The sequence below is a fragment of the Ignavibacteriales bacterium genome, assembly GCA_016709155.1.
Classification (GTDB): domain Bacteria; phylum Bacteroidota; class Ignavibacteria; order Ignavibacteriales; family Ignavibacteriaceae; genus JADJEI01.
In genome coordinates this window covers 491,268-514,150 of record JADJEI010000001.1, presented here as the reverse complement: position 1 = coordinate 514,150, position 22,883 = coordinate 491,268, and the positions used below count along the sequence as shown (strand labels likewise).

General features: G+C 33.9%; 22 protein-coding genes. 12 read left to right on the top strand and 10 right to left on the bottom strand.

Translation table 11 applies throughout. The annotated features are described in order from the left end of the window. Window positions 1-14: 14 nt before the first annotated feature. From IPH11_02640 to IPH11_02625, 4 genes are read right to left on the bottom strand one after another with little or no spacing between them, the layout of a single operon-like run. On the bottom strand, window positions 15-1,118 hold the full coding sequence (locus tag IPH11_02640) for an ATP-binding cassette domain-containing protein (protein ID MBK6912611.1): 1,104 nt from the start codon (window positions 1,116-1,118) through the stop codon (window positions 15-17). Beyond that, complete coding sequence (locus IPH11_02635) at window positions 1,115-1,771, bottom strand: hypothetical protein (GenBank protein MBK6912610.1); 657 nt, start codon at window positions 1,769-1,771, stop codon at window positions 1,115-1,117. Before IPH11_02635 ends, IPH11_02640 begins: the two co-directional genes overlap by 4 nt. Further along, on the bottom strand, window positions 1,768-3,507 hold the full coding sequence (cydD, locus tag IPH11_02630) for a thiol reductant ABC exporter subunit CydD (GenBank protein ID MBK6912609.1): 1,740 nt from the start codon (window positions 3,505-3,507) through the stop codon (window positions 1,768-1,770). Before cydD ends, IPH11_02635 begins: the two co-directional genes overlap by 4 nt. Window positions 3,508-3,555: 48 nt before the next feature. Further along, on the bottom strand, window positions 3,556-3,981 hold the full coding sequence (locus IPH11_02625; protein MBK6912608.1) for a hypothetical protein: 426 nt from the start codon (window positions 3,979-3,981) through the stop codon (window positions 3,556-3,558). 374 nt (window positions 3,982-4,355) lie between these two features. On the opposite strand from IPH11_02625, the gene IPH11_02620 reads away from it, so the two are divergent. Next, window positions 4,356-5,381, top strand: coding sequence for an IS110 family transposase (locus IPH11_02620; protein ID MBK6912607.1), 1,026 nt, complete (start codon window positions 4,356-4,358; stop codon window positions 5,379-5,381). 69 nt (window positions 5,382-5,450) lie between these two features. On the opposite strand, the gene cydB is transcribed toward IPH11_02620, so the two are convergent. The 3 genes from cydB to IPH11_02605 are packed head-to-tail and all read right to left on the bottom strand — an operon-like array spanning window position 5,451 to window position 8,315. Further along, complete coding sequence (cydB, locus tag IPH11_02615) at window positions 5,451-6,464, bottom strand: cytochrome d ubiquinol oxidase subunit II (GenBank protein MBK6912606.1); 1,014 nt, start codon at window positions 6,462-6,464, stop codon at window positions 5,451-5,453. Between the two features lie 9 nt (window positions 6,465-6,473). Further along, window positions 6,474-7,859, bottom strand: coding sequence for a cytochrome ubiquinol oxidase subunit I (locus tag IPH11_02610; protein ID MBK6912605.1), 1,386 nt, complete (start codon window positions 7,857-7,859; stop codon window positions 6,474-6,476). 33 nt (window positions 7,860-7,892) lie between these two features. Beyond that, window positions 7,893-8,315 carry an Rrf2 family transcriptional regulator gene (locus tag IPH11_02605; GenBank protein MBK6912604.1) on the bottom strand — a complete coding sequence of 141 codons (423 nt, stop codon included), beginning with the start codon at window positions 8,313-8,315 and terminating at the stop codon, window positions 7,893-7,895. Between the two features lie 342 nt (window positions 8,316-8,657). On the opposite strand from IPH11_02605, the gene IPH11_02600 reads away from it, so the two are divergent. From IPH11_02600 to prmA, 7 genes are all read left to right on the top strand, one after another. Continuing rightward, window positions 8,658-9,653 carry a phosphoribosylformylglycinamidine cyclo-ligase gene (locus tag IPH11_02600; GenBank protein MBK6912603.1) on the top strand — a complete coding sequence of 332 codons (996 nt, stop codon included), beginning with the start codon at window positions 8,658-8,660 and terminating at the stop codon, window positions 9,651-9,653. Next, entirely contained in the window at window positions 9,650-9,886 is a 237-nt protein-coding gene (locus IPH11_02595) for a hypothetical protein (protein MBK6912602.1), read from the top strand. The genes IPH11_02600 and IPH11_02595 overlap by 4 nt, the downstream gene beginning before the upstream one ends. Before the next feature lie 77 nt (window positions 9,887-9,963). Next, window positions 9,964-10,104, top strand: a complete 141-nt coding sequence (locus IPH11_02590; GenBank protein MBK6912601.1) for a hypothetical protein — start codon at window positions 9,964-9,966, stop codon at window positions 10,102-10,104. 24 nt (window positions 10,105-10,128) lie between these two features. Then, complete coding sequence (locus tag IPH11_02585) at window positions 10,129-12,288, top strand: TonB-dependent receptor (GenBank protein MBK6912600.1); 2,160 nt, start codon at window positions 10,129-10,131, stop codon at window positions 12,286-12,288. A gap of 60 nt (window positions 12,289-12,348) precedes the next feature. Continuing rightward, window positions 12,349-13,710 carry a YchF/TatD family DNA exonuclease gene (locus IPH11_02580; protein MBK6912599.1) on the top strand — a complete coding sequence of 454 codons (1,362 nt, stop codon included), beginning with the start codon at window positions 12,349-12,351 and terminating at the stop codon, window positions 13,708-13,710. 17 nt (window positions 13,711-13,727) lie between these two features. Beyond that, complete coding sequence (gene dacB / locus IPH11_02575) at window positions 13,728-15,149, top strand: D-alanyl-D-alanine carboxypeptidase/D-alanyl-D-alanine-endopeptidase (GenBank protein MBK6912598.1); 1,422 nt, start codon at window positions 13,728-13,730, stop codon at window positions 15,147-15,149. A gap of 10 nt (window positions 15,150-15,159) precedes the next feature. Beyond that, entirely contained in the window at window positions 15,160-16,008 is an 849-nt protein-coding gene (gene prmA, locus IPH11_02570; GenBank protein ID MBK6912597.1) for a 50S ribosomal protein L11 methyltransferase, read from the top strand. A gap of 51 nt (window positions 16,009-16,059) precedes the next feature. On the opposite strand, the gene IPH11_02565 is transcribed toward prmA, so the two are convergent. Together IPH11_02565 and IPH11_02560 are read right to left on the bottom strand one after the other, a co-directional pair. Continuing rightward, window positions 16,060-16,452, bottom strand: coding sequence for a hypothetical protein (locus tag IPH11_02565; GenBank protein MBK6912596.1), 393 nt, complete (start codon window positions 16,450-16,452; stop codon window positions 16,060-16,062). Window positions 16,453-16,640: 188 nt separating this feature from the next. Continuing rightward, the gene (locus IPH11_02560; GenBank protein ID MBK6912595.1) at window positions 16,641-18,314 is read right to left on the bottom strand and encodes an amidohydrolase; all 1,674 of its coding nucleotides are present in this window, start codon (window positions 18,312-18,314) and stop codon (window positions 16,641-16,643) included. 238 nt (window positions 18,315-18,552) lie between these two features. On the opposite strand from IPH11_02560, the gene IPH11_02555 reads away from it, so the two are divergent. Further along, entirely contained in the window at window positions 18,553-21,147 is a 2,595-nt protein-coding gene (locus tag IPH11_02555) for a TonB-dependent receptor (GenBank protein MBK6912594.1), read from the top strand. 80 nt (window positions 21,148-21,227) lie between these two features. Here the strand turns inward: IPH11_02555 and IPH11_02550 are convergent, their stop codons facing one another. Then, on the bottom strand, window positions 21,228-21,602 hold the full coding sequence (locus tag IPH11_02550; protein ID MBK6912593.1) for a carboxymuconolactone decarboxylase family protein: 375 nt from the start codon (window positions 21,600-21,602) through the stop codon (window positions 21,228-21,230). A gap of 185 nt (window positions 21,603-21,787) precedes the next feature. Here IPH11_02550 and IPH11_02545 point away from each other — a divergent pair, with 185 nt between their 5' ends. From IPH11_02545 to IPH11_02535, 3 genes are read left to right on the top strand one after another with little or no spacing between them, the layout of a single operon-like run. After that, on the top strand, window positions 21,788-22,135 hold the full coding sequence (locus IPH11_02545; GenBank protein MBK6912592.1) for a winged helix-turn-helix transcriptional regulator: 348 nt from the start codon (window positions 21,788-21,790) through the stop codon (window positions 22,133-22,135). Between the two features lie 48 nt (window positions 22,136-22,183). Further along, a complete protein-coding gene (locus IPH11_02540) occupies window positions 22,184-22,612 on the top strand; it encodes an arsenate reductase ArsC (GenBank protein ID MBK6912591.1) in 429 nt (142 codons plus the stop codon). Then, window positions 22,612-22,857: a thioredoxin family protein gene (locus IPH11_02535; GenBank protein MBK6912590.1), complete on the top strand. Its 246-nt coding sequence runs from the start codon at window positions 22,612-22,614 to the stop codon at window positions 22,855-22,857. The genes IPH11_02540 and IPH11_02535 overlap by 1 nt, the downstream gene beginning before the upstream one ends. Window positions 22,858-22,883: the final 26 nt, after the last annotated feature.

Sequence of the window (22,883 nt, the reverse complement as noted above, 5' to 3'; positions counted from 1 at the left end):
TAACTTTTCAAAAATTAATTTAAAGTTAACCTCAAATCAGTATCAGTAATTTTTTGATTCTGAAAATCAATTAGTTTTTTATAATAACCGTCTTGTTCTAATAATTCCTGGTGCAAGCCACTTTCAACAATCTTTCCGTTTGAGAAAACAATAATTCTATCAAACATTTCCATTTGTACAATTCGATGTGTTATAAATAAAATTGATTTGTCTTTTGGAATTTTTGAAACTGTTTCGAGAATTTTTTTTTCTGTCAGATTATCAACGTGAGAATTTATTTCATCAAATATTATTATTTGTGAATCCTTTAATAATGCTCTTGCAATTGTTAAACGCTTACTTTCTCCACCACTTAATTTTTTACCAAGCTCACCGATATTTGTATTTAACTTTTCAGGTAAACTATTTACAAGTGTTTCAAGATTAACTTTGGATAATGCAAGCATAAGTTCATCATCTGTTGCATCAGGTTTTGCGACTAGAAGATTTTCTTTTATTGTTCCGGTAAATAAATGGACTTTTTGCGGTACAACAGAAATAATATTTCTAATTCTGTCATCAGAAATATTTTTATAGTTTAGGCTACCAAGAAAAATATCACCAGAATTATAATCCCATAGTTTGGTTAAGATGTTTACAAGTGTAGATTTACCAGCACCACTTGCACCAACAATTGCAACTTTTTCTCCGGGATTAACTGAAAAGGAAATATTTGCAAGTGCATTGGTCTTGGTGTTATAAGAAAATGAAATATTATCTAATCTTAAATTATAATCCGAAGGAAATTCAGTTACAGTATTTTGGTCAAGCCGTTGGTTACTCGTCTCAGTAATTTTAAATAATCTATTTCCCGCTTCTGTGCTCTTTCCAAGATATTGAAATGCTTGTGGAATTTGTGCAACCGCTTCGAACGACGCCATAATTCCAATTGAGATTACGGATAAGTAAACACCTTCAAGAATTCCATTTGTAACATCCGGAATTGCTGTAAGTAACATTACAATTACAGTTAAGTTCATCATCAAACCGGTTAAACTTTCGTGTAACGATTGAATGTTATTCATTCTGGTTTCAGCTTTTATCAGTTTATTATTCAGAAGATCAAAATCGTTTATCAAATTTTCTTTTGATTATAAAATATTAATTCTGATAGACCTTGAATGTTATCAATAGAAAATTCCTTCAACTTAGATTTAAGTGAAATAATTTCTTTGCCTGTTTTATTGCTTAATAAAAAAGTTAGTAATGGAATTCCCATTGCAGAAGTAAAGAACATAAATATAAATATCAGCGAGTAAGTTAAACTGAAAATACTAAGCAGCCCAAACATCAATACAGAAGTTGCGACAAAAATAAAGGGCGGCGAAATCACTCTGACAAAAATGTGTTCGATACTTTCAATATCTTCAATAGATCTTGAAAGCAAATCCCCGCTCGAAAGATCAATTGTTTTGGATGGTACAAGTGGAATTAAAGATTTGAAAAACCAGACTCTAAATTTTACAAGTAGTTTAAATGTAACGTTGTGTGAGATATATCTTTCTAAATATCTAAAAATGCCGCGAGATATTCCAAAAAATCTTACTCCAACTATTGCAACCTGTAATTGATAGATTGGAGTTTGTAAAGCAGCTTTTGCAATCAGGTAAGATGATGTCATCATCAATCCAATTCCGCTTCCAACAGTAAAAAATCCTAACAGTGCTGCAAGCAGCATCCATAATTTATATTCTTTTCCAAGTGAAACAATTTTGATAAATATTTTTATCATATCATTTCACCGTGAGCATCAAGTAGTTTTTTATAGTAACCGTTTCTTAATAATAACTCATTGTGATTACCTAATTCTTCGATTCTTCCATCTCTCATTACAATTATTTTATCAGCTTTAACAATAGTATTTAAACGATGTGCAATAATAAAAACAGTTTTACCGTAAAAAAGTTTGTGCATATCTTTTACAATTTCATCTTCAACAATAGGATCTAAATTTGCAGTTGGCTCATCAACAAATAGAAGGGGAGCGTTACGCAAATAAGCTCGTGCTAAAGCTATTCTTTGGATTTCTCCGCCGCTTAACTTTGCTCCATTTTCACCAACTAAAGTGTTATATCCATTTGCAAGTTTTAAAATAAATTCGTGGATGCGGGCACTCTTTGCAGCATTTAAAACCTCATCAAATGATGCTTGTTGTTTTGCAATTTGTAAATTCTCAAGAATCGTTTTTGAAAAGAGATGTGGATTTTGTGGAAGCCATGAAAGATTATTTCTCCAGTATTCTTCTTTAACAAATTGTAAATCTGTTTCTCCAATAAAAATATTACCATCAGTTGGATTGAAAAATCTTAACAGGATATTCATTAAAGTAGTTTTACCTGAGCCTGATGCTCCAACAATTGCAGTTACTTTATTAGTCTCGATAGTTAAAGAAACATTATCTAAAGCTTTTATTTCTCTATCAGTATATGTGTAAGAAATATTATTTAAAGAAATAGAATCTTTAATATTAAAATTACATTCAACATTTGCATTGCTAACAAAATTGGATTTAGATGATTTATAATTCAGTACATCATTAATTCTCTCAAACGCTGCAATGCCTTCCATTCTGGCATGATATGTTGTACCTAAAATTCTTAACGGTAAATAAAACTCCGGTGCAATAATTAAAATGAACAGCGCATCAGAAAAAACAAAGTTGCCGTTTAAAAGTCTCAACCCGATTTCAACAGCGACAACAGCTACACTGATTGTTGCAGTTACTTCGAGAACCAAAGCAGAAAGAAATGCAATCTTTAAAACATTGAGAGTTTTAATTCTAAATTGATTAGAAATATCATCGATCTTTTTGATTGTATCATTGATACGGTTAAATATTTTTAGAGTAGTTAATCCTTGTAAAACGTCAAGAAAGTAAGCACTCATCCTGCTTAAAGTTTGCCACTGCTTCCTGTTCATCTTTTCTGCAATTGAACCGATAAGAAACATAAAAATTGGAATAATTGGAGCAGTAACTATAAATACAATGGCGGTCAGCCAATCGAGTGGAAAAACAAAAATTAAAATTATAATTGGTATAAAGATCGATAAAAACATTTGAGGGAGAAACTTTGAAAAATAATCTTCAAGTTTATCAACTCCATTTAATAAAGTGTTTACAAGTTCGCCGGTTCTTTCTGATTTTAGTTTTAGCAGTCCAATCTCTTCAATTTTTAATAATATTTTTTTTCGAAAAGATTTTTTTACAAATGTAACAAGGCTTGTAGAAAAGAATTGCTGGCTCCAAATTAGGATTGATTTTAGGAAAGCAAGAATTATAAAAATTATTATTAACGTAGAAACATCTTGTAATGTTTGCTGCGATAAAAAAACTCCATTAATAATTTTGCTTAAAGACAGTGCGAGTAGAATTGTTGTTACAGCGGCGAGTAATCCAAAAAAAATAACAAGAATAAAATTTATTCTAACTGGTTTAATTTCACTAAAAAGTTCTTTGCTAAAATTCATTATATAAGTGTTGTTATAAAAAAGTTACTATTTAAGATCATATAATACTTAAACCTTGTACTTTTTTAGCAGAACAATAGAAACAACAAAAATTAAGATCATAATTGATAACACACTTATTTCAAGCATATATGTATTTATTCTTTCCTGATAATAGGCAGTTTCAACACTTATAATTAGGATTCTTCGTATAGCAGCAATCAAACCAACAATTAAAAATGGTTCTGCACAAAGAATGTGATCTCGCATTGTTATACGCACGGTATATAAAATTTCCAGAACCATAACTAGCAACAGTGTTTTAGAAATAATCTCTATAAGCACTTTTAATTGGTTGGCTTCTTGAAAAACTTGTGGGAATGTCAGTATTTCATTGTATATCAAAAGAAAAGAACTTGCTATTAAAATCAATGCAACTACTGAGTATATTATATCCTCAACTACATTTATCGATGATAAAATTATTTTTTTCATTTCTTTTCTCTTATCGTTTATTGTAGCTACAATAAAAATTAAAAAAGAGGCTGTCTCAAAAGTAATTTTTAATGCCACACGGAGTCGCAACGCCATCGAAGTGTGAATTGACTATGGTATTGCCATCAGTCTTCGACAAGCTCCATTAGACTTAGTGTGTAATTTATTTTATTTTAATATAAAACATTTAATAACAAAATAAGGATTAAATAAAATACCCAAAGAGCCGAGTAAGTCTATGGCACGCTCAAGTTAAAACTAAAGTCTGATTAAGACCCGGCTCTTTGGTGGTTAAAGCTAAATAATATTTCCGTATTTAAGATTATTAAAATGGAGTAAGCTCGTACCACTTTGGTGTTTTATAAAAAAGAACAATGCAAACAACAAAATATTTCATCGGCTTTGATATTTCGGCAGATGACTTTTCTGCCAGCTGCATTACCAGTCCTGATAATCTTGTTTTCTCAACACAAAAGTTCTCAAATAACATTGATGGCTCTAATGAGTTTTTAACTTTGCTCTCTAATAATAACATTAAACAATCTGATGCCATCATTTGTATGGAAGCAACAGGTGTTTATTCTGAAAACATCTCTTACTTCTTAGCTTCAAAAGGATTTACCATTTCCATTGAAGCTCCGCACAAGATAAAGAACAAGACTAAAGATTCACCAAGAAAGAACGACTTTGTTGATGCTCTATCCATAGCAGAATATGCTTACAGGTATTCTGATAAACTTCCCATCTGGAAGCCTATAAATGAGATTATAGAGCAAACACAGGTGCTTTTAACTACTCGTGAACACCTTAGTGTTCAGATGATTGCTAATGTAAATGCTCTTAAGACTCTAAAGCACAAATACTACCAAACTCCTCTGGCTAACCAGATATACGAGCAAACTATCAGTAAACTCAAAGAACATATCAAACAGATAGATCAGGAAATTAAAACCTTAGTTGATAAAGACGATTCATTCAAGAACAACATTTCTCTTGCTAAGTCTGTTCCTGGTGTTGGATTACTTTTAGCTGCAAATCTTCTTGTTCTTACAAAAGGATTTACTGAACAACTAAACTACAAGCATATTGCTGCTTATTCTGGAATATGTCCTTACGAACAGATTAGCGGAACATCACTGCATAAACCGCCAAGATCACGAATGTGTGGTCCGGCTAAACTTAGAAAACTTCTTTATCTTGCTGCATTATCTGTAAGAACACATAATCAAAATTTTAAGAAATATTTCCTTCGTAAACAAGCAGAAGGGAAAAACAATAGACTTATTCTAAACAACATTGAAAATAAACTGTTAAAAATAACTTGTGCTGTTATTAATTCTGGAATTGCTTATACAGAAAACTTTAAATCTATTAATCCAGAATTATTAAAAACAGCTTGACTAAGTCATAATATTCAGACTGACAAAATGAGAGTTTTGTGACAACCTCTTTAATAATAGAAATTATGTTTAGTACTCAAGTTTAGATTTTGTAGAAACTCGTTTTCTAAAAACCCAATATGACCATGCTTGATAAGCCAAAACAATTGGTACAAATATTAAAGCAACAATACTCATAACTTGTAATGTATATGGACTTGAAGAAGCATTGTAAATTGTTAAACTATAATCATTGTTTGTGCTTGATACCATTACTCTTGGAAACAATCCCATAAAAACTGTAATGGTTGAAAATGCAATTGTAATTCCTGTCATTACAAAAGCCCAGCCTTCTTTTTTTATCTTTAAAAGATATCCAACTATAAGAATAGCAATGCCAGCTATAATTGGAACAACACCGGGATTAACACCAAGTTTTGAAAACATATCTGTATCAAAGTATCCAAAAATAACATAAGCAAATAGTAATAGTGTTGCAGGCAGCCAGAGTTTTCCAGCAATGTTTCTTGCTCTATCTAAAAGATTATCAGTTAATTTTAGTGATAGAAAAATAGATCCGTGTAATGTAAATAGAGCTACTGAAGTTAATCCACCAACTAATGAATATGGATTAAGGAGTGTAAAAAAGTTTCCTGTATAATTCATATTTGCATCTATTGGAACACCACGTATAATGTTTGATATTGCAACACCCCAAAGTAATGCAGGAACAAAACTCCCTACAAAGATTACCCAATCCCATCGGTTACGCCAAACAGGATCATCTTTTTTACTTCTGTATTCAAATGCAACTCCGCGAGCAATTAAAGCTAAGAGCATCACAACAAGTGCAAGATAAAATCCACTAAACAATGTTGCATACCAATTTGGAAAAGCTGCAAACATTGCGCCGCCTGCAGTTAGCATCCAAACTTCATTACCATCCCAAAAAGTGCCGATAGAATTTATTATTGCGCGACGTTCTCTGTCTTCTTTACCTATAAATGGTAAGAGAATTCCGACTCCGTAATCAAATCCTTCTAAAAAGAAAAATCCGACAAAGAGCACACCGATTAGTATAAACCAAATAATATTTAAGTCCATTGTTATCTCCTATGCTTTACTAAAAATTTTGTCTTCAACTGCTTCGTGATCTTCAATCTCAATTTCATTAACATTTCTTGTAGCAAATTTTTTCATCAGCGAAATCATAATCACCATAAGAACTGCATAAATTGCAGTGTAAGCAATTAGTGAGAATAAAACTTCGCCTGCAGAAACTGTGTTTGATACTGAATTAGCAGTTGTAAATAAACCGAAAACTGTCCACGGCTGTCTTGCAATTTCTGTAAACAACCAACCTGTAGTGTTTGCAATTACTGGAAGCAGCATTGACCAAAAAACAATTTTATAGAATAGAGGGTTGAACTCATAATTTTGTTTATAAGCTTTTAAGAGAGAAAGTGCAGCAATTAACAACATTAAAAATCCTGTCCCGACCATAATTCTAAAAGTCCAGTAAGAAATTGCAATTGGCGGAACATAATTTCCAGTACCAAATTTTTCTTCGGTTTCTTTTTGTAATTGATTGATCCCTTTTACTTCACCTTCAAATTTATTGTAAGCTAAAAAACTTAATCCACCCGGAATTTTAATTGCAAAGATATCTTTACGATTTGCTTCATAACCAAAAGTAAATAAAGACATTGAGGCAGGATTTTCAGTTTCCCACAAAGCTTCTGCAGCAGCCATTTTCATCGGTTGCACTTTAACCATATACTGAGCCTGCGTGTGACCAACAAGAATAACCAATAATGACCCAAGCAAAGCATAAGCTGCACCAAACTTAAATGATTTTTTAAACACATCGTGTTTTTCTTTTTTTACAAGATGATATGCGCTGATTGATAATATTAAAAATCCTGCGGTTGCAACAGCACCAAAAAATACGTGAGGAAATTGAACCCAAAGATGTCCGTTTGTTATCAGTGCAAAAAAGTCAGTCATCTCTGCACGACCATTTCGCACAGCATATCCAACCGGTTGCTGCATAAAAGAGTTAGCCGCTAAAATCCATATTGCAGAAAGATTAGAGCCGATTGCTACTAACCAGATTGAAGCTAAGTGCATTTTTTTTGGAATTCGATCCCAGCCAAAAACCCAGATTCCTAAAAATGTTGATTCCATAAAAAATGCTAACAGTGCTTCGATTGCTAAAGGAGCACCAAATATATCTCCCATAAATCTTGAATACTGTGACCAGTTCATACCGAACTGAAACTCTTGAACAATACCGGTAGCAACACCAATAGCAAAATTTATTAAGAAAAGTTTTCCCCAAAACTTTGTCATTTTTTTATAACTTTCATTGCCTGTACGATAGTATGCTGTTTGCATAATCGCAACTGCAATAGAAAGACCAAGAGTAATTGGGACGAAGAAAAAGTGATATACAGTTACAATTGCAAACTGCAATCTGGAAAGAGTTAAGACATCCATATTCTAACCTCTTTAAATGTTTAAAGAATAATGTTATTTAAATTGTTGAAATACATAATCAGAAATTTTTTGCTCTTTTAATTTTGTTACAAGAACATTTTCTTGCACTAAAAAAAAATTATGAAACTTACATCCGAACATTAGCTCGCAGGTAAAATGATCATTCATACAATCATTTAATCTTGTATTAAACCCTACTGCATTTAAAACATCCCAAATAGAAATCTCTTTTGGCTTGGCTTTTAAATAAACTCCGCCATACTTTCCTTGAACAGAGCCAGTGATATTTGCATTTTTTAGTTTATGGATAATTCGTGCTGCAAAAATTTTTGAGATATAAAGATTTTTTGAAAGTCTATTAACATTAATAATTTGCCCATTTTCGAGTGAGGCTAAATAAGCTGTAATTCTGAGTGAGTAATCTTGTTCTTTGCTAAATAAACTGCTGGTTCTCATATTTTCTAAATAATACTTGTTAAGTAATGTTTAAAAATATATCAGATATTACTTAGTATCAACAAATAATAGAATAAAATATTAGTTGCGTACATCAAAAAATATATAATTCTAATATTTTGATAAATGAAAATTTTGGAATTCTGAAACAAGTTTTTGCACTGTTGATTTTTTAATAACAAAAAAAATCCAACTGCATTTATAGATTATCGATTGAATAAAAATCAATTTGTTAATATAGAAGCTGAAGAATAACTAAATCTAAATTGTAATAATGTTAGATAAGTCGTAAATTTTTTTGTGAAATTTTAATCCACTTTAAATGAAAATCGAGAGATAATTTTGGATCAAACATATAAAGCTGCCGGAGTTGATATTGAAGCAGGAGAAAAAACTGTTGATAAAATTAAAGGTTACGCTAAATCTACATTTAATAAAAGTGTTTTAACTGATATCGGAATGTTTGGTGCTTTTTACGAGCCAGATTTTTCTGGTTTTGAAAAACCTGTTTTAGTTTCGTCTGTTGATGGAGTTGGAACAAAACTTAAAGTTGCTGTTGATATGAGTAAGTTTGATACTATTGGTCAGGATTTAGTTAATCACTGTGTAAATGATATTGCTGTTTGTGGCGCCAAACCACTTTTCTTTTTGGATTATTATGCAACAGGAAAATTAAATCCAGATAAAGCTGCTGATGTTGTTAAAGGATTTTCAATCGCTTGCAAAGAAAATGAATGTGCATTGATAGGCGGCGAAACTGCCGAGATGCCCGGATTGTATCAAGAAAATGATTTTGATGTTTCAGGTACAATTGTTGGAGTTGTTGATAAATCAAAAATTATTGATGGAAAGAGAATTCAAAAAGGAGATTTACTAATTGGATTTCCATCACATGGATTACATACAAATGGATACTCACTTGCAAGAAAAGTTTTACTTGAAAAATTTAATGTAAAAGATTTTATTCCTGAACTTAACAACACACTTGGCGATGAACTTCTAAAAGTTCACAAATCCTATCTGGCTTTAATATCAACATTAAAAAATTCCGTTGATATAAAAGGATTATCACACATTACCGGTGGTGGAATCATTGGAAACACAAAGCGAATAATTCCCAAAGGTTTGGATCTGTTAATTCACTGGCGCACCTGGGAAATGCCTGCAATCTTTAATCTTATTCAGCAAACTGCAAATATTTCTAATGAAGAAATGCACAAAGTTTTTAATTGCGGAATAGGTTTGGTTGCAGTTATCTCTTCTGATGAATTGAAAAATTTAGGTGCATTATTTTCAAATTTAAAAGAAAAATTTAATTTGATAGGTGAGGTGGTTTGAACAAACTTCACAGAGTTCTTGCTGCCGCATTTTATATTGTAATTATCCTTTGTGGCTGTGGGGGTGGAATCGAGCCAGCAATCGATTCTGATTCCTCGCAGCCTGAAGGATTTAGCGGAGCAGTCGTATTTGTTGGTGCTTGGCCTGATAGCGCAAAACGCACTCATATAGTTGTGTTCCGCGATCCGCTTGATTCAGTTGCTGACAAGGTTTTGTACCTGTTGGTGGATTAATTCCAGCTGGTGAATATTCTTATGTTTGCGTTGCACAATCATTTTCAGAAGAAGTCTCTTTTGATAGAAAAGATTGGGTGGTGGCAGGAATTTATTATGCTGAAGGCGATTCTGCAAATCCGGGTAAATTAATAATCCCACAAGGACAACTCGTTACTAACATAAATATTAAATGTGATTTTGATAATCTACCCCCCCAGCCGCCTGGCGGAAATTAACTGTCTGAAAAACTTTACTATGTTATGAGAATTACTTTTGCAGTTTTATTGATTTTACTTTTTAATCCAGGCATATATTCGCAAAGTTTTTCGATTAGCGGGAAAGTAACAGATCTGAACATTCAGCCTTTGTCACAAGTCAATATAATTATAGTTGAATTAAACAAAGGAACAACGACAGATCAAGAAGGCATGTATAAATTTGAAAATCTTTCTCCCGGTCAATACAGCCTAAAATTTTCTTATATCGGTTATGCTAAGTCCACTTCAACTATTGAGATCACAAATCACAATATAACATTGAATTTAACGCTTCTTCCCGAAGCAGTACCAACTGAAGATGTTATTGTTACCGCCGGTAAATATGAACAGAAAAAAAATGAACTTACCGTTAGTTCAAATATTATCGAAGCGAATTTTTTACAGGCAAAAAATATTTCTAATCTTGAGGATGCTCTTCGATATGTATCCGGAATAAATATGACCGAAGATCAGATTAGTATTAGAGGATCAAGTGGTTACAGCCGTGGTGCCGGCTCGCGGGTCCTGCTTGCGCTTGATGGTATTCCTTTTTATACCGGTGACACAGGAGAAACAATCTGGGAATTATTGCCGCTTAACAGCACTGAAAAAATTGAAATCATTAAGGGGGCGGCAAGTTCATTATACGGCTCAACCGCTATTGGAGGGGTTGTGAATGTAATTACTAAACCAATTGCCGAAACACCTTCAACTTTTGTGAAAGCATTTGCAGGATTTTATGACAAACCATTTTACGATGAATGGAAGTGGAGTGATGATTTACGAACGTTTAATGGACTTACGATTTCACATAGTGAAAAGCTAAAATCGCTTTCGTTTAATGCTGCTATTACACGACTTGAAAGCGAAGGCTATAAGCAAAGCGGTTTCTATCATAAATATATTGGATTTGCAAAAATTCAGTATTCCTTCTCACCGCTCACTTCAATCAAATTACTATTTAATTCTTTGAACAAAAGAAGCGGTAGTTTTTTATATTGGAAAAATTCTTCAAACGCTCTTGTTCCGCCTGATGATTCACAAGATGAACGCACCGAGACAAATAGATATTTAACGGCTTTGCTTTTAAAAACTGCCTTAACTGAAAAAATAATTATCGAAACTAAACTTAGTTATTACTTAAATATCTGGAATGATAATTCAGATGTTATGAATGAGTCCAATTCGGATATCTTTAGAGGCGAAGTCCAATTGACGAATTTTATCAGCGATGATTTCATAAATGTTTCCGGAGTCGAACTGATTTCTTCAAAAGTTAATTCTAATATTTTTGGTGATCGAAATTCTTATTCAATCGGAGCTTATTCTCAGCTTGATTTTAACTTAATAGAAAATCTAAAATCAACAGCAGGTATAAGGTATGATATTACTAAAATAGAAGGACTTTCCGACTTCTCGTCCTTTGCCCCTAAAGTAGGATTTAATTTTAAAGTTACCGATAAAATATTTTTGAGAAGTTCTGCAGGATGGGGCTTCAGGGCTCCATCACTTGCAGAAGTCTTTACGTCAACATCCACCAGTGGAATAACTGTCAAACCCAATTTGAACATTAAACCGGAAAGTAATTTATTTATTGAAGCGGGAGTAAAATACATGCCATTTGAGGAGTGGTCTTTGGATGGAGCGATTTTTAATAATGAACTTTTTGATTTTATTGAACCTTCAGTTGATCCTTCCGACGGATTAATATTTTTTAACAACGTGACTCGCGCTCGTATTCAAGGCAGTGAGATTACTTCTGAAGTTTTACTCTTTGATAAAAAAATAATTCTAACTTTCGGATATACTTATCTGTGGGCGAGAGATCTTAATCTAAATAAGTCCTTGAAGTATCGTCCTCGTCATTCGCTGATTTCATCTGCACAATACAATTTTTCAAATTATAATTTCGGAATGAGCTTTAGATATTGGAGTCGTGTGGAAGAAATAGATGAGGAGTTAAAGTTTATAGTTCAGGATGCTGATAAACGTGTAGAAGTTTTCTTACTTGATTTGAATGCCGGATTTGATTTTAATAGGTTATCATTACCGTTAAAAATTAATTTTATTGCAAACAATCTTCTTAATTACAACTATATAGAGTTGATCGGAAATCTTCAGCCAATCCGAAATTTCTCTTTGAGTATGGAATTAAATTTCTGATTTTTGTATTGGAAAAATTAAAACCTATGATGACTAATATTATAAATGGAAGGGGTTCTTATGTTCGTTGATACACATGCACATCTTTTCTATCCAAATTTTGACGGCGATATTGATTTTATTCTTGAACGAGCTAAACAAGCTGATGTGGATTATATTATTGTTCCGGGCACTGATCTTGAAACATCTAAAAAGGCTGTTGAACTCGCCGATAAGTATGAAAATATTTTTGCTGCTGTTGGCGTTCATCCCCACGAAACAAAAAACTGGCAGAAAGAAAACATCGGTAAACTAAAAGAACTTGCATCTCACAAGAAAGTTGTAGCTGTTGGTGAAATCGGATTGGATTATTTTTATAATTATTCTCCAAAGGAAAAACAAATACAAGCTTTTAAAGATCAAATTGAATTTGCAATTGAAATTGACAAACCAATCATTGTTCATAATCGTGATGCTGATGCCGATATGATGGAAGTGATTCGTTCTTATTGTAATTCGGGGCTGCGTGCACAATTTCACTGCTACAATAGCACACTTGAAAATGCAAACGAGCTTATAAGTATGGGGCATTTTATTTCATTTACCGGAAATATTACTTTTAAAAAATCAGAACATCTTCGTGAAATTCTGGCCAGGCTGGACATGAATCATATTTTAACAGAAACAGATTCACCCTTCCTTTCACCAATCCCATATCGTGGAAAAAGAAATGAACCTGCATTTGTTCGGCACGTTGCTGAAAAGTTTGCCGAAGTGTTAGGGGTTTCACTTAGTGACATTTCAAAAATTACGTTGTTGAATACGTTTAAGTTGTTTGGCATTGGAAGTAAGTCTGAGAATGTTCACACTTATCAGCTTGGGGAATCTTTGTATGTGAATGTTACAAACAGATGTGATGCTAACTGCACATTTTGCAAAAGAAAAGTGAACCCCTTAATTGAAGGCTATAATCTAAAGCTGGCGAAGGAGGATGAGCCGGATGCTGGTGTTTACATCAGCGAAATCGGTGATCCAAAAAGATTTAAAGAAATTGTTTTTTGTGGATTCGGTGAACCAACTGTTATATGGAATGTCGTTCGTGAAGTCGGTCGTTACGTGAAAGAGAAGGGGGGAAGAACTCGTCTTGACACAAATGGACACGGCAGCTTCATCAACAAAAGAAATATTCTGCCGGAAATGAAAAATGTAATTGATGTCGTATCCATCAGCTTAAATAGTTTTGATCCGCGTCAGTACTCTGAAATTATGCAAGTGGAAACCAGACTTTTTAACGAGATGATTTCATTTGCTAAAGGCGCAAAGGCTTACGTCGAAAAAGTAATTATGACTGTTGTGGATATTGAACAAGTTGATATTGAAAAAGCGAAACAGATTGTCGAAGAAAAAATTGGCGCTGAATTTCGAGTAAGACATCTTTTCTAATTAATAGTGAATTAAAATTGCTGAAAAATTTTCTTCTGCTTTTAATCATTTTATTTTCTGTTGAATCATTCTCACAATTATCAGAATATAAATCTAAAGTTCAGAATAAAATTGATGCAGTGTTAGATGAAAATAATTTTTTTAACTCATCACAGATATCAATTGATATTTTCGATTTGACTGATAATAAAACAGTCTATCAAAAAAATAACGAGCTGCTTTTTCTTCCGGCTTCAAACTTAAAACTACTCACCACTGCCGCTGCGCTTAAATTTCTTGGGACAGATTATTCCTTCAATACTACTCTACTAATCAACGGCAGTATAATAGATTCAGTACTGTTTGGCTCTGTAATAGTTCAAGCGGGGCTTGATCCGCTTTTTAGTTTGGATGATCTCCAAAACTTTTCTGATAAGCTGAATCTTCTTGGGATAAAAAGAATAGAAGGCGATATAATTGCAGATTGCTCAATCAAGGATTCTGTTTATTGGGGCAGCGGCTGGCAGTGGGATGACGAGCCTTCGTTCGATACGCCTCATTTAAGCGCTTTGAATATTAATTCAAATTCCATTTCAATAAGTGCAAAGCTTTCTGATGGACAAATTTCATTTTCACTTTTCCCTAAAACAGATTTTGTAAATGTAAAAGCGATTGGCAGCCAGGGTGAAACTGACATATCAATTAATCGAAACTGGTTAGCCGATAAAAATGAATTCACAATTAATTATAACAAAAATATTTCCGGTCCTATTTCAATTGAAGAATCCAAGCGATTAAATATCACCAAACCTGAATTCTTTTTTCTAACTTTACTGAAGGAGAATCTTTTAAAAAATGGAATTCAGTTCGAGGGCGATCTGATTAAATCATATTCAAACATTCCGGGCGATTCAGTTCTTACAATCAATCGCAGCATTAAAGATGTCTGTCATTTCCTGTTAAAATATTCTGATAACTTATCTGCCGAAATGCTGATTTATGCGCTTGCCTCACTATCATCCAAACCTGCCAATAATAAAAAAGGGCTTACCAAAGTTGATAGTCTGATATCTTTAATAGGACTTTCAAGGCAGGATTATCGAATTGTGGACGGCTCGGGCTTGTCTCGTTATAATTTAATTTCAAGTAAGCTGTTGGTGCGGCTTCTGGTTTATATTTACAAATATGAACCTGAAATCTTTAAAATAATTTTTGAATCACTTCCACTTGCAGGGGTGGATGGAACATTAAAAACAAGAATGTTAAATTCTTCTGCTGAAAAGAATGTTCACGCTAAGACCGGGACACTCGCTGGAGTGAGTGCGCTCTCGGGGTATCTGACAAATGCGAGCGGTCATTTGATTGCCTTTTCAATCAACATTCAAAATTATATTGATGGATCAACCAATGCACGAAAATACATTGACTCGATTTGCACAATTCTTACTTCAACTAAATAAAAATAATTTTATGAAATATTACAAAGAATTTTTAATTACAACCGAACCATTTCTTCCTGAGATTGTCAGTGGTGTCATGTGGGAACTAAACATAGATGGTATTAACGAGGAAGTAAACTGTATTAAAGTTTTTGCTCATACAAATTCAAATGTTGGCAAATCAGAAATAGAATTACAACTTCATTCTTTAACGGCTGAAAATATTATTAGGAATTATTCAGTCGAGGAAAATTTGTTACCAATGAAAAACTGGAATGAAGAGTGGGAAAAATCCATCCAGGTGATTAAAGTTACAGATAGGATAGTTATCAAACCAACATTTCGGGAATATGAAACAATAGCAAATGAAATTGTAATTACACTCGATCCTAAAATGTCTTTCGGAACGGGGGAACATCAAACAACAAAAATTGTTTTGACCTTTCTGCAAGAGTATGTAAATAAAGAAAGCACATTTTTAGATGTTGGATCAGGAACCGCCGTGCTGGCAATTGCAGCAGTAAAGCTTGGGGCAGCAAATGCAATTGCAATAGATACAGATGAGTGGTGTTTTATAAATGGTAAAGAAAATTGTGTGTTAAACAATCTTGCTCATAAAATTGATGTTCGACAATGCGAATTAAAATCTGTGCACGAAAAGAATTTCGATTTAATCGCTGCAAATATTCAAAAAAATATTCTAATTGAAATTGCAGATGATATCAGAGAAAGAATTTCTAATAATGGAAAATTAATTCTATCAGGGTTATTGATAACAGATGAAGCTGAGATTACCGATAAATATTACTCACTTGGATTTCAACTGGTCGATAAACTTCAACTGGATGAGTGGATTGGGTTAGTGTTCTCTTTAAAATGAAAAAAGCCGACACGAAAATGTGACGGCTTTCTTCGACAGAGTTGGAAAAATTTAGAAAGTTATTTTAACTTTTCCAGAGGCTAAGAAATTATCATCGCCATCATAAACATAAACTTTATATGTGCCTGAATCATAGAAAGTGACCTTTTTCCAAAACCATGCCCAGTTACTCTCAACATCCATGTAAAGTGTTGTAGAAAAAGTTTCATAACCGTCATAATCAACTGTGTAGATATCAAGTACAATCTCATCAGTTCCACATTCATACGGTAATCTGGTTAATACATAAAGATAACCGCCATCACTTGGAATTGTGAAAGTGCTTGCCTCTCCTTCAGGATAACCGTCATCATCTACTCCTTCGCAGAAGTAAACTGTCTGTGCTGATGCTGAAAATGCAACCATCAGAAGTAAGAGTGAAAACAAATATTTGAACGATTTCATAATTGCTCCTTTTTTTATAAATAATTTTTATCTATCCTTCCCAATAATGTGCCAAAGAAAATAATTGAAATGGATGCAGTTTTATCAAATATATTCAGAGCAAATCCTGCTTGTCGGTAATTTCAGACAAGCAGTATAAATTTTCTTTACAGATAGAGACATAGCAATTCTTACCTTTAAAGAATGCCTCATCTCTCCATTTTGGGTAAAGTGTTCTGGTAAATAATCTCCCCATTAAAAATTGTCATTTCAACTTTAGCTTCTTTAATCTTTACTGGATCTATGGTTAGAATATCATCACTTAAAATAATTAAGTCAGCAAGTTTTCCAACTTCAATACTTCCTTTAATCTTTTCCTGAAACGATGCGTACGCACTGTTTAAAGTATAACATTTTATTGCTTCTTCGACAGAAATTTTTTGTTCAGGAATCCATCCCCCTGGGTTTTGCCCGTCCACTGTACTTCGTGTTACAGCTGCATAAATCCCAAGCAATGGATTGAGAGGTGCAACAGGCCAGTCCGTTCCAAAAGCAAGAGTTACTCCGTCGTCAAGAAAAGTTCTGTAAGCGTGTGTAAACTTTAGTCTTTCTTTTCCAATTCGTTTTTCAGCCCACACACCATCATCAATGCAATGGTAGGGTTGAACTGAAGCAATCACTCCAAGCTTCGCGAAACGGTGAATATCAACTTCCTGAAGATGTTGAGCATGTTCAATTCTGAATCTTCTATCCCACAACGGATTTTTTTCAGCAATCTTTTCGTAAAGATTCAGCATGAAAGAGTTGGCTTTGTCGCCAATTGCGTGAGTACATAGTTGAAGTTTGTTTGCGTCAGCATCAATTGCCCATTCTGCCAATTTGCCATTTAAAACAATGTCGTTTGGTAAACCAAATACAGTAGTATCCTGCTGATAATGTTCAAAGAACCATGCAGTACTTGCGCCGAGAGAACCGTCAGAAAATGCTTTTAATCCACCACGCATTAAAAAATTATTTCCGCTTCCAATCTGGATTCCTTCGGTAATCAATTCTTCATAATAATTTATAGGATATATTGAATAAACGCGACAGGTAAGTTTCTTCAGCTCGTCAAATTTTTGGTAAACTTCAACTTGATTTTTTTCAGTTATATCGTTTACACTTGTTATTCCGAGTCGTTTTGCTTCCTCCAATGAGCGGACCAAAGCTTCCGAATTTTCTTCAATTGTTTTTTCTGGAATAATTTTAAAAATCAGATCCATTGCATTGTCTTTTAAAATTCCCGTCGGCTCACCTGTCACAGTATCTTTATCTATTATTCCTCCTTCGGGATTCTCAGACTTGCTTGTAATTCCCGCAAGCTTTAGAGCGAATGAATTTGCCAATCCGACATGACCATCAATTCTACTAACAAATATGGGGGTGGTTTGTGAGAACGAATCGAGATCTTCTTTTTTGGGTAAATTTTTTTCCATCCAGTTTTCGTGATCCCATCTGCCGCCGGTAATCCATCCACCTTCATTTTTTGAAATGTATTTACGTAGTATATCTTTAAATTCAGACAAACTTTTTGCCGGGCGTAAATCAATCCCAAGCAAATAGAATCCCCCTGATATAAAATGAAGATGAGCATCGTTGAAACCAGGAAGCATCAACCTGCCGTGTAAATCAATCACTGTTGTTTTATCATCTATGAATGAGTTCGCTTCAATGTTACTGCCGACGAAAATTATTTTTCCATTTTCAGAAATGACTGATTCTGCCAAAGGCTGGTTTTCGTTGACTGTAAAAATTTTACCATTTATAAAGGCAGTTTTATTGTCCTGTGAATTCAAATTTGAAATGAATAAGCAAGCCGTTAAAAAGAAGATGAAACATTTCATTCTGTCCTCAAATTTTCTAAAAAATATTTGTCAAAATAAAACTGAATCTTTCTACTTCCTATTTCAAATTAGGAATCGAAAGTAAATTAATTTCACAACTACTTTGCCTTCGGTGGAGAAAATATCAGATAATTTCCTACTAATAAATAATTGCTACTTTGCAAAGTGTTGAGTAGATTTAACCGAACAGAAGTAAATCTGTTTTAACTATTTCTCATTCATAATAAAAGGAGTGTCCATGAGAATTTATACTTTTTGCTTTGTTGTGCTCAGTATGATTTTCTTTTCCACATTTTCTTACTCACAAAATTATGTAGTAAAAGGAAAAGTAACTGATGCAAAAGGTGAAGTACTAATAGGGGTAAATATAATTGAAAAGGGGACTTCAAACGGTACGGCTACAGATAATGATGGTCGTTACTCGCTTGGTTACAATTCACTCGATGCTGTTATAGTATTTAGTTATGTAGGATTTCAGACTAAAGAGGTAGCGCCAGCCGGAGTAACAAACATAGATGTTATTCTCGACGAGGGAATTGAGTTTCAGGAAATTTTTGTTGTTGGTTCAAGAAGTTTGAACCGATCAATCACCGAATCTCCCGTTCCAATTGATGTACTTGATATGCAGGAACTTTCGGAACGAGTTGGACAGTTTGATGTAAATCAAGTTTTACAATACACAGCCCCATCCTTTAACTCCAATAGACAATCCGGTGCAGATGGAAGCGATCACATTGATCCGGCAACTTTACGCGGCTTGGGACCGGATCAAACACTTGTTTTATTAAACGGAAAACGAAGACATCAATCATCTCTGATTAATATTTTCGGAACTCGTGGAAGGGGGAATACAGGAACAGATCTAAACTCTATTCCAATTTCTGCAATCGAAAGAATTGAAATTCTTCGGGATGGTGCATCAGCTCAATACGGCTCAGATGCGATAGCCGGAGTTATAAACGTTGTACTTCGATCAAGTTTGAACAAATTTACCGGAAGCATAAGTTCCGGTTTTCATCAAGCCAAATACAGAACTGATCGTGATTACGACGGTGAGGAATTTCAGATGAATGGTAATTACGGTTTTGCCTTGGGCGAAAATGGATTTGTTAACCTTACACTTGATTACCTCCGAAAGGGAAAAACAAATCGCCCGGCTGATCCAAATGTTGTATCAATTTACCGAAAACAATTTGGGGATGCTTCTTTAAATAATTTTAATACTTTTATTAATTCGCGTTATTCTATAAATGAGCAAACAACGCTCTATCTTTTCGGCGGAATAAATCACAGGCAGACAGATGCTTTCGCCTGGACGCGTGACCCTGATAGCGAAAGAAATATTCCAGCTATTTATCCAAATGGTTTTGACCCAAGAATTCAATCAACGATCAGAGATCATTCCGTGTCAGCAGGTGTACAAACTGAAGTGGATAAATGGCACCTTGATTTTAATAATACACTTGGCGTAAATCGTTTTCATTATTATGTGGATGGAACATTAAATGCTTCATTGCTTGAAAAATCTCCAACAAGATTTGATGCCGGTGGTTTTCAGTTAATGCAAAATACTACCTCCTTAGATTTTACAAGATTCATTGATAACGTTTTAAAGGGAATGAATATCGCATTCGGTCTTGAATACAGAATTGACAATTATGAGATCTTCGCAGGTGAAGATGGTTCATGGAAAAATTATGGTGTGATTGATTCTGTAATTGATGGCAGAGTAGTTCCGGTTGATGTGCTCGGCAGACCGGGCGGTTCTCAAGGTTTTCCTGGATTCAGACCTGATAACGTGGTTGATGAATATCGCACCAACCTTGGTGCCTATGCTGATTTTGAGCTTGACATAACTGATAGCTGGATGATTAACGCGGCAGGTCGTTATGAGACCTATTCGGATTTCGGTAATACACTTGATGGAAAAATTGCCACAAGAATTAAAGTAACCGATGACTTTGCTTTGCGCGGCTCATTCGGTACAGGTTTCCGCGCTCCCTCCCTTGCTCAGATTTATTTTAATTCGACCTTTACCGATTTTGTTTCCGGCGTACCGATTGACAAGTTGATCGCAAAAAACAATAGCCCTATTACGCGTGCACTTGGTATTCCGAATCTAAAAGAGGAAACTGCACTTAATGGAAGTCTTGGTTTTACAGCCTCTCCCTTTGAAGGATTTACAGCAACGGTTGATGGATATTATGTAAAAATCGAAGATCGAATTGTACTCACGGGAGCGTTTGAAGATACTGATCCCGATATTGGCACTGACTTGCAGTTGTTAGGAGTTGGAGCAGCTCAATTTTTTACAAATGCGCTTGATACAAAAACTACCGGCGTTGATGTGATCCTATCGTATCAAAATTCTTTTGATGAAAATAACCTAAAATTTTCCTTCGCTGGTAATTTTAATAATATGGAACTTGGAACTATTAAAACAAGCTCCAAACTTGCGGGGAAAGAGGACATATACTTTGGAAGAAGAGAGCAGGCATTTCTATTGGCTTCAGCACCGGAAACAAAACTTTCTTTCGCAATTGATTATAGCAGAGATAAATTTAATGCTTCTGTAAGAATGATTTACTTTGGCGAAATCACTTTGATTGATTGGCTCGATACCGAAGATATTTACGAGGCGAAACTTACTACCGATGCAAGTTTAAGTTATGACTTCACTGACAATCTTACTTTACTTGTGGGTGGGGCAAATCTTTTTGATATTTATCCAACCCAGCAGGATACTGAAACTGAATCCGGTGGATTGTGGGATGCAGTTCAAATGGGGTTCAGCGGAAGGTTCTTGTTCGGAAAACTCATAGTTCATTTCTAAAAATTACTTAACCAAAAAGTCCCGCTTTTTAGGCGGGACTTTTTTATAATATTCTATCTATTAATATTATTTTGATCCGATTATCTGAGCATAAGCGATAAACCGCGTATCACCGAAGCCAACCTTATCGAATCAAATATTCGCGAATCACTTGATCCAAGTTTTCGCACTGATTCTTCGTGTGAATTAACACAGCTTTCACAGCCATTCACAGCAGAGATAACGAGACTCATCAATTCAAAAAATTCTTTTCCGGGAACGGGACTCATCATCACATTCATCCTTAATCCTGCAGGCATAGTCTGATAAACAGAATTAGATTCTTTAGTAAAATGCCTGAATCTATAAAAGACATTATTCGCCGCAAGTTGAGAAGCACAAGCATAAGTCTCAGCAAGTTCAGCATCTGTTGCGCCAAGATCCTTTGCTTTATCTGAAAATAATTTAATTAGCATATCATTTTTTTCTCCTTTTAATTAAATGATTTTTTAACTGCACAAAAACAACTCGTAATTGGCGTCGCCTTTAATAGATTGCTCTTATTCATAGATAGATAAAGTTAAAAATATTAAAGCAGATGATAGAAAGCTTGGTTATTATCCCAGGCTTGTTTATATTTCGACATATAACGAAATGAATTATGACAAAAATTGATACCAAAATATTTAAAGCCCTTTCTGATCCAAATAGACTAAGAATACTCAAAATGCTTCAAAGTAAATCTCTTTGTGTTTGTGAGATTACTGATGTTCTAAAACTTGCGGCATCAACAGTATCGAAACATCTTAGTATCCTTAAAGAAGTGGGCTTTATAATTGAACAGAAGGATGGTAAGTGGGTAAATTATATGATTAATCCACGTCCATCCGATTCAAGAATATCATCAGTCATTTCAACTCTTGATTTCTGGATTTCCGACGATCAGGTAATTTTATCAGATAAACAAAAAGTTCAGAAAGTAGATCGTAGTGAAGTTTGCTCGAGATAAAAAATTTTTATATAACAATTCGATATTTAACGAAATAAAGGAATATAAATGAAGAAAAGAATATTAATTCTCTGTACCGGAAATTCCTGCCGCAGTCAGATGGCAGAAGGATTTTTAAAATCATTTGATAAAAATCTGGAAGTCTATTCTGCGGGTACAAAACCGGCAGAAAAAGTAAATCCTTTTGCAGTAAAAGCAATGCAGGAAATTGGGATAGATATAAGTGATGGAATAGCCGAAAATGTTGATAAATATCTTTCACAATCTTTTGATTATGTAATTACGGTTTGTGATAATGCAAAAGAAACTTGTCCAGTTTTTATTGGTAATGTAAAGCATCGATTACACATCGGATTTGATGATCCGGCTGATGCAGTTGGAAGTGAAGAAGAAGTGATGCCTGTTTATCGGCGAGTAAGAGATGAAATCAAAAAGGAGTTTAACAATTTTTATCAAGATAATTTGAAGGAGAAATAATGAATATTATAAAAGTTTATGGCAGTGGTTGTGCAAATTGCAAAAGACTCGAAGCAATGTGCACGGAAGTAATTCAAGAAAATAATTTTGATGCTTCAATTGAGAAGGTTACTGATCTTCAAGAGATAATGAAAACCGGAATTTTATCAACACCCGGGCTTGAGATAAATGGTAAAATGATTTCGAGTGGAAAACTTCCAACTAAATCAACTTTAATCCATTGGATTCAGGAAAACATCAATTAAACAATTTAAATATGATCTTGAATACA

Coding starts and splice junctions, on each gene's coding strand:
- IPH11_02585 (MBK6912600.1), top strand. CDS start 10,129: ATGAGAATTACTTTTGCAGTTTTATTGATTTTACTTTTTAATCCAGGC.
- IPH11_02580 (MBK6912599.1), top strand. CDS start 12,349: ATGTTCGTTGATACACATGCACATCTTTTCTATCCAAATTTTGACGGC.
- IPH11_02565 (MBK6912596.1), bottom strand. CDS start 16,452: ATGAAATCGTTCAAATATTTGTTTTCACTCTTACTTCTGATGGTTGCA.
- IPH11_02620 (MBK6912607.1), top strand. CDS start 4,356: ATGCAAACAACAAAATATTTCATCGGCTTTGATATTTCGGCAGATGAC.
- IPH11_02535 (MBK6912590.1), top strand. CDS start 22,612: ATGAATATTATAAAAGTTTATGGCAGTGGTTGTGCAAATTGCAAAAGA.
- IPH11_02545 (MBK6912592.1), top strand. CDS start 21,788: ATGACAAAAATTGATACCAAAATATTTAAAGCCCTTTCTGATCCAAAT.
- cydD (MBK6912609.1), bottom strand. CDS start 3,507: ATGAATTTTAGCAAAGAACTTTTTAGTGAAATTAAACCAGTTAGAATA.
- prmA (MBK6912597.1), top strand. CDS start 15,160: ATGAAATATTACAAAGAATTTTTAATTACAACCGAACCATTTCTTCCT.
- IPH11_02605 (MBK6912604.1), bottom strand. CDS start 8,315: ATGAGAACCAGCAGTTTATTTAGCAAAGAACAAGATTACTCACTCAGA.
- IPH11_02555 (MBK6912594.1), top strand. CDS start 18,553: ATGAGAATTTATACTTTTTGCTTTGTTGTGCTCAGTATGATTTTCTTT.
- IPH11_02560 (MBK6912595.1), bottom strand. CDS start 18,314: ATGAAATGTTTCATCTTCTTTTTAACGGCTTGCTTATTCATTTCAAAT.
- IPH11_02625 (MBK6912608.1), bottom strand. CDS start 3,981: ATGAAAAAAATAATTTTATCATCGATAAATGTAGTTGAGGATATAATA.
- IPH11_02635 (MBK6912610.1), bottom strand. CDS start 1,771: ATGATAAAAATATTTATCAAAATTGTTTCACTTGGAAAAGAATATAAA.
- IPH11_02610 (MBK6912605.1), bottom strand. CDS start 7,859: ATGGATGTCTTAACTCTTTCCAGATTGCAGTTTGCAATTGTAACTGTA.
- cydB (MBK6912606.1), bottom strand. CDS start 6,464: ATGGACTTAAATATTATTTGGTTTATACTAATCGGTGTGCTCTTTGTC.
- IPH11_02550 (MBK6912593.1), bottom strand. CDS start 21,602: ATGCTAATTAAATTATTTTCAGATAAAGCAAAGGATCTTGGCGCAACA.
- IPH11_02540 (MBK6912591.1), top strand. CDS start 22,184: ATGAAGAAAAGAATATTAATTCTCTGTACCGGAAATTCCTGCCGCAGT.